We start from the raw sequence: 11,613 nt of genomic DNA on the forward strand, positions 1-11,613 counted from the left end.
CTGGTGCAGGATTTGAACCAGGTTGTGCCATACGACTGGGCGACGTTTTTGCACGATCGCGTGGACAAGATCAACCCGCATGTCGATGTGGCAGGGCTGGAGCAGGGCGGATACAAGCTGGTGTTCAAAGACAAACCGAGCAAGTCAGAGCGGATGATGGCGGCGGCTGGAGGACGCCGCGGTGGCGTAGATTGTTGGTATTCGATCGGGCTGCGGCTTGGACCGGACGGGACGATTGCCGATGTGTTGTGGAATGGACCGGCCGACAAGGCTGGACTTGCGCCGGGCGAAAAAATCATGGCGGTGAATGACAAGGTCTACTCGGGCGATGCGCTGCGCGAGGCGATTCGCGAGGCGAAGGATCCTGCGAAGCCGATTCGCGTGATTGTGCAGGCAGACTCGTTCGTATCGACGATGCAGATTGATTATCACGATGGGGAGCGGTACCCGGCGCTGGAGCGCGTGGATGGAACTCCGTCGTATCTCGATGACATTATCAAGCCGCTGACGACACCGGAAAAGGCACCGGCGGAGAAGAAGGAGGACGCGGAGTAATGAAGGATGCAGGCGACATCGAATCGATTTTTCTGTCGTTCGTCACAAATCGCCTCCTGAACCCATTTTTGGCGTCAAACGAGCTGATATGATCGAGCATTCAATCACATAAAAGCTCGTAAACCGGCAAGATTTTTCAGCCTCGCCCGGGACGAAGCCCGGGCGACGAAATACGTTTTACTAGACTAGCGGATTGTAACGATGGAGCCCGCTTTTCGCGGGGTGAACCATGAGTATTAAAAGTCTCTTCGGTCGCTCAGATCGCGTGGGAATGCGACCTATCCCATTTCTCGGCAGTTTCCTGATCGTCGGCCTGTTGTTTGCATTGCAGCAGTGGCTCGGCATGCGAATCCTTTATCAAAGGTCCCCTTTCCGCCTCGTGCCCGCAGTTGCGGCCTGGGAACTGCAGTATTTACTGTGGGGGATTTTTTGCTGGTTTCTGTGGCTGTGGCTCGGAGACAGCCTGCAGAAAGCGGGATGGCGATACATCCTGTTTCGCATTGTTCCCCTCAGCATCGTGATGAGTGTTGTGGTTGAAATGGCCCTCGCTGCATGCTTCCCTCAGTTCCCTATCAGGAGCAAGCCGATGAGTTTCTGGCAGAGAGTGGACTTCAGCCTCGCCGAGGAATTTCTCGAGAATACGGCAGTCTTCTGGGGGGCCTTCATGGTGATCCGCGGCATCGGGTATTACCGGGAATCGCGACAGAAGGAAAGAGATATGTCGCAGCTCGCTGTTGAGCTGACAGAAGCAAGAATGCTGGCGCTTCGGATGCAGATCAATCCCCACTTTCTGTTTAACACCATGAACAGCGTTTCAAGCCTGATGTACTCCGACGTAAGTGCGGCGGACCGGATGCTGGAGCAACTTTGCAGTCTGCTTCGCGTGTCGCTGGAGCGAGGGCCAAAACAATTCACCTGCCTCCAGGAAGAGACGGAGTTCATCGGGATGTACCTTTCGCTTCAGGACATCCGATCCGCAGGGCAGGTCCGCCAGAGCATCACCATCGATCCCCGCCTTTATGATGCTCTCGTGCCGACTATGATTCTTCAACCGCTGGTTGAGAATGCGTATGTTCACGGGCTTTCGCGAGTGACTGAGGGATTGATCGAGCTGACCGCGAAAGAAGACGACGGACAACTCTGCATTCAGGTTCGGAACAGCGGGGTTGGGTTAAAGCCCGCGAAGGGAGAAGAGACTAGCGGAATGGGCATCGGCCTCTCGAACATCAGAAACCGTCTCAGATTGCATTTTGGCAACCAATTCTTTCTGTCAATTCGCGAGACTTCGAATGAGCTTGTTGAGGCGACGGTGAAGTTCCCGCTGACTTTTGCGAATCCGAATGAGGACGCTTGTCACCAGGGGGAGAAGTCATTGCCGGACAAGCGGCGTGACCCGCAGTACCAGTAGCAGGTGATCAGGTCCTGCGGTGGGACTCTTCGCGCTGGGAACACCAAAGAAGCAACTACAGATCTTTCGGCTCCGCTTCGCTGCGCTCAAGATGACAGCCTGTCTTGAATGACAGCCTGTCTTGGGTTGAACTGACAACGCGGACGTGGACTGTCTATTGCAGTTCGCGACGCTAGTGGGGACGTCCGGGGAGGACGAAGTGCTCGTCGCAGCGGGGCTCGTAGAAGTCGCCGGCCATAATGATGGGGCTAGCGTAGGCTGCGGGTTTGCCGTCAACGAGCCTCTGGGGATAGAGAGCTTTTGCGCCGCAACTGCAATAGGCAACCAGCTCCGTAAGGTTGCCGGCGTAGATGCGCACGAGCCACGAAAGCTGGAGCATTTCGCCAAAAGGCATGCCGCGGAAGTCCAGTTCGAGGCCGGAGACGATCACGTCGTAGCCAGCCTGCAGCAGGCGCTTGGTGAAGAGGAAGAGATCGGCGACGAACTGGCCTTCGTCGATGGCGATGCACTCAACGCGCCTGCCGATCTGTTGTTCGGTCGCCGCGAGGATGGGCAGGATGGACCATGGATCGGAGTTCGGAAATTCGATGGCTTCCATTTTTCCGCAGCCGTTGGGGTTGCGGCTTTCGACGAGGCCGGCTGCGGACTTGGTATCAGCGCTGGGTTTGAGGAGGAGAACGCACTGATGTGCGTACTGGCGGCGAATCTCGATACGGCGCAGGAGTTCGGCGGTCTTGTTGCTCCGCATGGGTCCGACGATCATTTCGAGTTTGCCAAGCACGACGTTCTCTCCGACGCTTGATCTGTCAACGCTGCCGCTTAAAGAAGTCAGCCGAAGCGGGCGCGCTTGACGGTCTGGCGGAAGTCTTCCCCAGTCATCTCGACTTTCACGCACATTTCGGCGAGGCGAGATCGCATACGATCACCGATGCGGTCGCCCAGAGTCTGCTCGCGAGCAGCGCGCTCAACATCGGACTTGGCTCCGCTTCCCGCCGCCAGGTCGGGATAGTTGGTGGTGATGATGGTGGTTTGCTTGTCGTTATAGCGGGTGTTGAGAATCAGTGCGACCGTGTCCCAGACCCATTCATTAGGCTTCTGCGCGCCGAGATCGTCAAGCACCAGCACCTCCGCGGCGAAGACCGGCTTGAGGAGCTCGAGCTCGGTGGTGTTGACCTGGGAGTTGTAGCTGTTCTGGATGTTCTTGAGCAACTCGCGGTAGTCGCAAAAGAGGCCTTTGCAGCCCTTTTCCTGGATGAGGCGGCGGAGCACGCCGACAGCGAGATGCGTTTTACCTACGCCGATGGAGCCCGTGAAGAGCAGGCCTTTGCCGGCGGTGTCGACCGGGTAGGCTTCGACAAACTTGCGCGCGGTAAGGTGTGCGCGGCTCAGCGACTGATCCGCGCCGCGGAAAGCGGTTTCGTAGCCATCGAGCGTGTATTGGCGATACCGTTCGGGGATGTGGGCGGCGGACACGCGGCGCTCTTCGCGGTCAGCTTCCTGACACTCGCAGGCGCGGGAGATCCAGAGGCCAGCATCGGACATGACGCGGACCAAGCCTACGCCGTCGCAGATGGGACATGTGCTCATGGCTCTCTTCAGCGTAGCGCAATCGGCGTGAGTGCGTGACGGTGGGAAAGGCGTGCTGGTTGGTGGAAAATGTGCTGGTCCGCAGTCCAATGAAGAGAAGGCGCCCGCGGCGGGAGTCAGGGCGTTAAGATGGATTTCGTTTGGTTTCAGCTCTCAGGGAAGGATGTGCTGCTTTGAATCGAACTGCTATGCGTGTTGGCCTCGCAATTCTTGCTGTATCTTCTGGGATTTTCTCGCTTGGGCCGTCGGGACTAATTCTATCTGCGCAGGAACCCGGGAACCTTCCGGAGACGAAGGCTCCTGCACCAACGCAAGCGGCTGCGAAGCATCCAGACAATGACTATTGGCGCAAGCACGACCAACAACTGCTCACAGATTTTCCGTGGCTGGAACGGTTCAAGGAGGCTGATTTGAAGCTGGGGCCGCCGGCAGCGGGGGAAAAGCGCGTGGTGTTCATGGGCGACTCAATCACGGAGGGATGGCACTTCGATGCGCCGGGTGGAGTGTTTGCAGCGAAGCCTTATGTCAATCGCGGCATCAGCGGGCAGACGACGCCGCAGATGGTGCTGCGCTTCCACCAGGATGTGATTGCGCTGCAGCCAAAGGTGGTGGTGATTCTTGCCGGGACGAACGATATTGCGGGAAACACTGGACCTATGACGCTGGAGGAGACGGAAGCCAATCTGGCGGCGATGGCAGAGATGGCGACGGCCAATCATATTGGGGTGGTGCTGTGTTCGATTTTGCCGGCGTTCGATTATCCGTGGCAGCCGGGGCTGATGCCTGCGCCGAAGATCGATGCGATCAATGCGTGGATGAGGGATTATGCCGCCGCGCACGGGGACGTGTATGTTGATTACCACTCCGCGATGAAGGATGAGCGCGATGGATTACCCGCAAATTTGAGTCACGATGGCGTGCATCCCACGCAGGCGGGCTACGACATCATGGCGCCGCTGGCGGCGGCGGGAATTGCGAAGGCGTTGAAGAGCAGTGCACAGTAATCAGAGACGGCAGCGATCCCAGATTCAGTCTTTGAAGAGAATGCCTGGGCTCGGGTGTGAAAAACCCCAGGTCTCAAAAGCGAGACCTGGGGCACCCCGTCTGTAGCCGACTGCGAGTTTTTACGGTGAATTCTTGCCGCGGTTCTTATACGGCGGCGGTGGCGTTTGCGGTGTGGGAAATCTCCGTCAGCAGCTTGTCGGCGTGTTTTTCTTCGTTGAGGGTTTCCTGCAGGATCTGCGCGTGTTCTCTGAGGCCAAGTTGCTCGGCCCAATCGCGGGCGCTGCCATAGGACGCGATCTCGTAGTGCTCGATCTTTTGCGCACTGGCGATGAGACCCGCATCACGGACGGCGCCAGGATCGGACTCCTTGGTGATGTTCTCGCCGGAACTGATGATCGCGGCAAGAACTGAGTCCTTCTTGTCACTGAAGTCGTTCATCAGATCGCCAAGCAGGCGCTGCAGCCTGGTGACATGATTCCGCGTTTCCTGCAGGTGCGATTGAAATGCCTGTCTGAGCTGCGTCTCCTGTGCATGATCAATCATCTTGGGAAGCCCGTCGACGATTTGATTCTCGGCCGAGAGCAGATAGCGCAGTTGTGCGGTGTAAAGTTCGCGCAGGTTGGGGAAATCGTTGGGCGTAATGAGTCCCATATAGAAATTACCTCTAGTCAATTTTGCGTCCGTTCGTTCCCTGCTATTGGAGGGACCTGACATGATGGGCGTTGTCCTGCGATCTGCAAATTTAGGAGAAAGAAAAGGCCGGAAATTGGTGAGATTCGGCCGTTGAAATGCCTGTCTGATAGCTGGCGCGGAAACAAGTCGAACCCACGTATCGTTATGTGAGAAAGGCTGCCGGATGGAGTGACCGCCGGTGGCTGGGAAAGTATGACTATGGAATGGGACCGTCCAGCTCCAGCCGACGCCGATGGGGCCGCGAATGGGGAAGAATCCGCAAGCAGAGGCTGAATCGTTTGCTCTGGCTGGTGAATCCCAATACAATAGATACGGAAGATTGCAGGAAAGGTTTGTCTTTAGCGATGCCCAAGGAAAAGATCCATCCCAACTACGCTGCGGTGCGCGTGATGTGCGCCTGCGGAAACAACTTTGAGACCCGGTCGACCCACAAGGGCGACATTCACGTGGAAATCTGCTCCAACTGCCACCCGTTCTTCACCGGTAAACAGCGCCTGGTGGACACTGCGGGACGCGTGGAGCGGTTCCGCCGCAAGTACGCGAAGGCTGCCGAGACGTCTCCGGCAAAATAGTCTGGAGCACGCGGCTGCGAGATTGGGCCTCCGCCTCGGCGGAGGCCCACGTATGTTTGGTAGAAGCAGCTTCGAGTTTCTGGCTCCTAGCTGCTAGCTGGTCAACTCGGCAAAATGTTCGGTCGCTCGCCGGACCGATCGGCGGGGCAGCAATGGTCTTTATTACTGCATTGATCCTCGAAGCTAGGAGCTAGAAGCTGCATGGCCGGCAAGGGATTCACGGTAAAGAAGGACTGGGACAATCCCAGAGAGCATGCGATGCCCGCGGGGGTTCACGTGCCGGCCGAGATGCGGATTGGGCCGGTGCTGATTGCGCCGGCGACGGTGCTGGCTCCGATGGCTGGGGTCACGGATACGGTGTTTCGACGGTTTATCCGTCATGCGAGCCTGTTTTCGAGAGATCAGGAAGCACAGAACAAGGATCAGGAAATTGCGGCGGTTGAGGAATCCGTCACGAATCAGCAGTCTGGATGCGGGCTGTTGATGACGGAGTTTACTTCAGCGGATGGGCTTTCGAGGATGCGGGAGTCGAAGCGCAGGCGGTATCTGACCTTCTACGATGACGAGCATCCGATCGGGGCACAGTTGTTCGGATCGAATGCGGAGACACTGGCCGAAGCCGCACGGATTGTTCAGGATACCGGGTTTGATACTGTCGATTTGAATCTCGGCTGCCCGGCGAAACGGGTGGTGGGGTGCAATGGCGGTTCGGGGCTCCTGAGGGATCTGCCGAAGATCGCGGAGATTTTTCGCACCGTGCGCCGGGCCGTGACGATTCCCTTCACCGTGAAGTTCCGTATGGGCTGGAACGATGCGGCAATTGTGTGTGTGGAACTGGCGCGAATGGCTGAGGCCGAAGGCTTGAATGCTGTAGCACTGCACGCCCGTACACGCGAGCAGGGCTACAGCGGACAAGCGCGATGGGAGTGGATTGCAGCCATCAAGCAGGCGGTGGGAATCCCCGTGATCGGCAATGGCGACATCCGCACTCCCGAGGATGCCGCGGCCATGGTGGCGCAGACGGGATGCGATGCAGTGATGATTGGCCGGGCTGCGGCGGCTAACCCGTGGATTTTCAGGCAGATCGCTCAATACACGGCAACCGGCGTCTACGACCAGCCGACGTTTGACGATCGTCATCACATGATCCGCGCTTATTTCGAGATGCTGCTGGCCGAAGCAGAAGCCACCAAGGACCTGCCCCGCGATGCGCGCCTGGGTGAAACGGCGGGCAAGATGAAGCAGTTTGCCACGTGGTTCACGCACGGTGTGCCAGGGGGTGGGCGCCTGCGCAAGGCAATCTACCAGGCTAAGACCGGAATGGACGTTCTGGACCAGGTGAATGCCTTTTTTGCCTCTCCTGCGCCGGTGACGGACGTTACCGAAGACAGCGGTTCGGGATCCTTCCCGGAGACCGCCCTTATGTGCGACTAACGACATCACCGGCAGAATCATTCTGTTAGGGCAAATGCTCTCCTTCTAGTTCATTCCAGCGCAAAGGTAACGTGCGAAATGTTACCTCTGCACCTTTGTCTTACAACAACTTAGACCAAAGTGGCATATTCGTAACGAAGGCCCACGGCTATAGTTGGGTTACTGAAGGGCGAGATGCCGATAGTCGAGGAATCAACTCTGGCCCTGGGTTCACCGCTGACGATTCTTCGCTGAGGAATTAAGCCGGTCTCCCCCTATTCCAAGTGCCGAGAAAGACGGGACCTTGAGGAATTGGAAACCCAAATCGAGCAGGATGTGGCACGCGACGATTGCATTCGCGCTGCTCTGCTCGATTTGTGTGCCACTTTCGTCCCAGCGGTACAGCTTTCGCGAATACATTCAGGGTCTCGGAAATCCCAACATCACTTCAATTCAACAGGACCGAGTCGGGTATCTGTGGATGGGGACGCAGAACGGACTTTACCGCTACGACGGAAGCCAGTTTCAGCGCTACGGGGCGGAAGAGGGCATCCCTGACCGCATTATCGACAACGTTTTTATCGGTCTCGATGGGACCCTCTGGGTGGGAACAACAGCCGGCGTTTACTTTGAACGCAAGGACGGTAGATTCTCCGAGGTCCGGCTCCCCTATCCATTGAATGAGTTCACCCACCCGACCGGAACGACGTTTGCCGCCATCAAGCAGGACGAGGTTGTGACCGCATCGAGCAGCCGTGGTGTGCTGCTGAAGCGCCGCGGTACAGACGACTGGATCGCAGAGCCACTGGACGTGAAGGGAGGATTTGTGTGGAGCGTGCTCTATGGACCGGATGGTTCCTTGTGGTACGGCTGCGAAAAAGATCTTTGCCGTTTGAACAACGGCCAGACGACGCACATGGGCACCGCGCTTACCCTGCCGGAGGGCCCATGGCTGACCATGATGGTTGCACGCAATGGACACATCTGGTTGCGCAGCACTCTGCACGTTGTGGAATTGCTGCCCGATGGCAGTCAGGCTTATCTGCGGGACCTGCCCGGTGAGGCGACGTCAGAAGCGTATACCACCCTTGTCGAAGATAAGCAGGGCCGCATTTTGACGGCCCAGGGTTCTGAGTTGGCGCTGTGGGAAAAAGACCACTGGCGGCTGGTGACGGACCACAACGGTTTGTCTCCGTTTGAAGTCCAGGAGTTGTTCGTCGATCGCGAGGGATCGATCTGGATGGGCGTGGTCGGCCATGGACTGCTGCGCTGGGTTGGTGAAGACCGGTGGGAAGGTTACACGCAGGCCGACGGGCTGAGCGACAACCTGATCTGGGCAGTGCAACGCGATCACCAGGGAAGACTCTGGATTGGTACGGACTCCGGGTTGGATTGGATACCCGCAGGAGGAAACGCGCCGAAAATCTGGCATTCGCCGGGAGTGCATGTGGCGCGCGCCGGATCGCTGGAGGTGACTGCAGACGGAGCAATCTGGATGGGCAGCATGGCGGGAAGCCTGACCAGGATTGACCCCAAGTCGCTGTCAGGTAAACAGCAGGCATTGCCTGCGATATACGGGATCCTGGCTGACGGGCCACACCGCATGTGGATCGCTACTGTGAGCGGGATGTTCCAGCTCGATCCAACCGGACCTGATCGTGAACCACATGCGGTGATCGATCCGGTGTTTCCGAAGTCGGCACGGCGCTTCACCGACATGAGTCTGGACCAGTCGGGCAATTTGTGGGTGACTTCGGATCAGGGGATTTTCAAGCACGATGCGAGCGGCTGGCATGCAATTGATCCGGGCAACTCCGGCGCACGGCCTGACTTGATCGCGGTGGACTGGAACGGCGATATCTGGGCGGCCGGGCCATCACAGGACTTGATGCGACTGCACGTGAGCGGGAACAAGGTGGTGGAAGCGGATCACATTGGAAGACCGCCCCTGATGTCAGAAGAGATCGTATCGCTGGTCGTAGATCATCGTGGCTGGTTATGGGTGGGTGAAGACGCCGGCGTGACGGTCTACGATGGGCATCGCTGGCGGAGCTTTACCCAGGATGACGGACTGATCTGGAACGACACCGACAGCTTTGCGCTTGCTGAAGATCGGGACGGCAGCATGTGGATTGGTACTTCAGGCGGATTGAGTCACATGATTGCGCCGCAGGATGCACTGTCGGGGTCGCCGCCGCCGCCGGCAATCTCGCAAGTGATGCTCGGCAGCGCGGCAGTGAAGGACGGTGGCTCTCTAAAGTGGAACCCGAACCAGCTAACAATTTCGATGGCGCTTCTGTCGTTCAAGGACACGCAGGACATCGGCATCCGCTATCGCCTGATCGGCGAGCAGGATTCGGGCTGGGAAGAGACGCGGGAGATGACGCTGCATTATCGCCATCTTGAGCCGGGCTATTATCGCTTCGAGGTTGCAGCCGTGAATGCCGCCGGCAGCACAGTTTCACCGGTAGCATCGTTCTCTTTTACGATTCTCCCACTGTGGTGGCAGGACAAATACATCAAGTGGGAACTTGGTGCGCTGGTCCTGGTGATGGCAGTATGGACGTGGCGACGCCGGGTGGGCCAACTGATGCGACAGAAGCGGCAACTGGAAGAAGCAGTTCAGGGCAGGACCCAGGACCTTGAGCGCGAGAAGACCGAACTGGTGAGGACGCGCGAGCAGATGCGCCATTTTGCGGAGCACGATGGCCTTACGGGGTTGTGGAATCACCGCATCATTGTGGAACGGCTGCGGGGCGAAGTGGAACGTTCGAAACGGGACGGAACGCCGCTCAGCATTATCCTGGTCGATCTCGATTACTTCAAACGCGTGAATGATGCGATGGGTCACGTAGCCGGCGACCTGGCGCTGCGCGAGACGGGCGGCATCTTCCAGCGCGCTGTTAGGAGTTACGACTGGGTGGGCCGTTACGGCGGCGAGGAATTCCTGCTGATCCTGCCGGGGTCGAATTTTGAAGCGGCACACAAGCGTGCGGAACACCTGCGCATGACGCTGGAGGCAGCGCGAATCGGCGAGGGAGATAAGACCTTTTCAGTGACAGCAAGCTTTGGCGTTGCCGCGGGCTTCCCGACCGATTACGAGGAGATGATCCAGGTTGCGGACGCGGCGCTCTATCGCGCCAAGAATGCGGGACGCAATTGCGTGGAATCCACGGAGATCAAGCCGAACATAATCCCGATCACTGCCGCCGGCTAAAACACATTACGCCATGGGCAGATGAATTATGGCCCGCGCACCGGGACCATCCTCACGATTGACGAGACGGATTTCGCCGCCATGGGCGCGGGCAATTTGCTGCGCAAGAGCGAGCCCTACTCCGCTGCCCTTGGGCTTTGTGGTGTAAAAAGGCACGAAGAGATTTTCAGTGTTGGCGATACCGAGGCCGCTGTCTTCGATGCCGATCACGAGGCTCGACTCAGCAACACGCCATCCGATGCGCACCGGTTTGGCGCCGTTCGCAAGAGATGCGTCTACGGCGTTGGTGAGCAGATTGATAAACATCTGTTCTAGCTGATCGGGATCGGCGTTGAGCGTGACTTGGGGCCCGGGGTCGAGGAGTACGGAAACGCGCTGCTCAAGCAACGCAACCCGTTCGAGGAGGAGACCGGCTTGCACAGGCTTGAGATGCGGAGGCGGCAATTGCGCGAGGAGGCGATAGGACTGCACGAAGCGATGCAGAGAGTCGGCGCGGCTCTCGACGACGCTGAGGCCGCGGCGAAAATCGCGGACCGTGGCATCATCTCCGCCAATGGCTTCGGCGCGTGCCAGCAGGCTTCCTGCGATGGACTTGATAGGCGCGAGTGAGTTGGAAAGCTCGTGGCCGAGAACACGAATCAAGCGCTTCCACGCGATCTGCTCCTCTTCCTGCAGTGGCTGGCTCACGTCGGCTAGCAACAGCAGCGTATGCGGCGCGCCATCCTGACGAAAAATTGCTTTACGCAATAGCCAGCGCGAGGGCTTGTTACCAAACGAGTGAATCGTCTGATCGGCGGAAGCAAGCAGATTATCCAATCCAAGCTCACGCGAACTGTGACCAAAGCATCGCGCCAGGGGGCGGCCAAGAAGCTGCGCACCGGCGTTGTTCACGAGCTGCAGCAGGTCTTCGCGATCGAAAGCGAAGAGTGGTGCGTGCATCACCTCGAGAATGCGCGCAAGCAGTGCCGTGGCTTCCAGTGAACGAACGCGCTGCTTCTGCAGAAGGTCGGCGAGAGCATTGATTTCCGATGCCAGTTCGCCCATGGCATCGGCCGAATTTGCGCCGCGGGCGCGGAAGGAGTAATCGCCTTCGCGGAGCGAGGAGACAACGTTGGAAAGTGTTTGCAGCGGGCGCATGAGGCCTTCAATCAGTGAGGCTGCAA

General features: G+C 58.2%; 9 protein-coding genes and 1 pseudogene. 6 read left to right on the top strand and 4 right to left on the bottom strand.

Annotation, left to right across the window (positions count from 1 at the left end; genetic code table 11):
- Both WA354_RS02500 and WA354_RS02505 read left to right on the top strand, forming a co-directional pair.
- Positions 1 to 555, top strand: a pseudogene (locus WA354_RS02500) (M61 family metallopeptidase); the annotation flags it as partial.
- Between the two features lie 229 nt (positions 556 to 784).
- Positions 785 to 1,963, top strand: a complete 1,179-nt coding sequence (locus WA354_RS02505; protein WP_472811434.1) for a sensor histidine kinase — start codon at positions 785 to 787, stop codon at positions 1,961 to 1,963.
- Between the two features lie 172 nt (positions 1,964 to 2,135).
- Here the strand turns inward: WA354_RS02505 and WA354_RS02510 are convergent, their stop codons facing one another.
- Together WA354_RS02510 and WA354_RS02515 are read right to left on the bottom strand one after the other, a co-directional pair.
- Positions 2,136 to 2,744: a thymidine kinase gene (locus WA354_RS02510; RefSeq protein ID WP_472811435.1), complete on the bottom strand. Its 609-nt coding sequence runs from the start codon at positions 2,742 to 2,744 to the stop codon at positions 2,136 to 2,138.
- 47 nt (positions 2,745 to 2,791) lie between these two features.
- On the bottom strand, positions 2,792 to 3,550 hold the full coding sequence (locus WA354_RS02515; RefSeq protein WP_472811436.1) for an ATP-binding protein: 759 nt from the start codon (positions 3,548 to 3,550) through the stop codon (positions 2,792 to 2,794).
- A gap of 173 nt (positions 3,551 to 3,723) precedes the next feature.
- Here WA354_RS02515 and WA354_RS02520 point away from each other — a divergent pair, with 173 nt between their 5' ends.
- Positions 3,724 to 4,554 carry an SGNH/GDSL hydrolase family protein gene (locus WA354_RS02520; RefSeq protein WP_472811437.1) on the top strand — a complete coding sequence of 277 codons (831 nt, stop codon included), beginning with the start codon at positions 3,724 to 3,726 and terminating at the stop codon, positions 4,552 to 4,554.
- A 145-nt stretch (positions 4,555 to 4,699) separates the two neighbouring features.
- Here the strand turns inward: WA354_RS02520 and WA354_RS02525 are convergent, their stop codons facing one another.
- Positions 4,700 to 5,206 carry a ferritin-like domain-containing protein gene (locus WA354_RS02525; protein ID WP_472811438.1) on the bottom strand — a complete coding sequence of 169 codons (507 nt, stop codon included), beginning with the start codon at positions 5,204 to 5,206 and terminating at the stop codon, positions 4,700 to 4,702.
- 386 nt (positions 5,207 to 5,592) lie between these two features.
- Here WA354_RS02525 and rpmE point away from each other — a divergent pair, with 386 nt between their 5' ends.
- The 3 genes from rpmE to WA354_RS02540 all read left to right on the top strand — a co-directional run bounded on the left by rpmE (position 5,593) and on the right by WA354_RS02540 (position 10,450).
- Positions 5,593 to 5,820 carry a 50S ribosomal protein L31 gene (gene rpmE / locus WA354_RS02530; RefSeq protein WP_472798755.1) on the top strand — a complete coding sequence of 76 codons (228 nt, stop codon included), beginning with the start codon at positions 5,593 to 5,595 and terminating at the stop codon, positions 5,818 to 5,820.
- Between the two features lie 201 nt (positions 5,821 to 6,021).
- A complete protein-coding gene (gene dusB / locus WA354_RS02535) occupies positions 6,022 to 7,254 on the top strand; it encodes a tRNA dihydrouridine synthase DusB (RefSeq protein ID WP_472811439.1) in 1,233 nt (410 codons plus the stop codon).
- Positions 7,255 to 7,567: 313 nt separating this feature from the next.
- Positions 7,568 to 10,450, top strand: coding sequence for a ligand-binding sensor domain-containing diguanylate cyclase (locus tag WA354_RS02540; protein ID WP_472811440.1), 2,883 nt, complete (start codon positions 7,568 to 7,570; stop codon positions 10,448 to 10,450).
- Between the two features lie 6 nt (positions 10,451 to 10,456).
- On the opposite strand, the gene WA354_RS02545 is transcribed toward WA354_RS02540, so the two are convergent.
- Positions 10,457 to 11,613: sensor histidine kinase (locus WA354_RS02545; RefSeq protein WP_472811441.1), on the bottom strand; the 1,157-nt coding region annotated here is incomplete at its 5' end.

Origin of the sequence: Occallatibacter sp., from assembly GCF_049802275.1 — a bacterium.
GTDB lineage: Bacteria > Acidobacteriota > Terriglobia > Terriglobales > Acidobacteriaceae > Telmatobacter.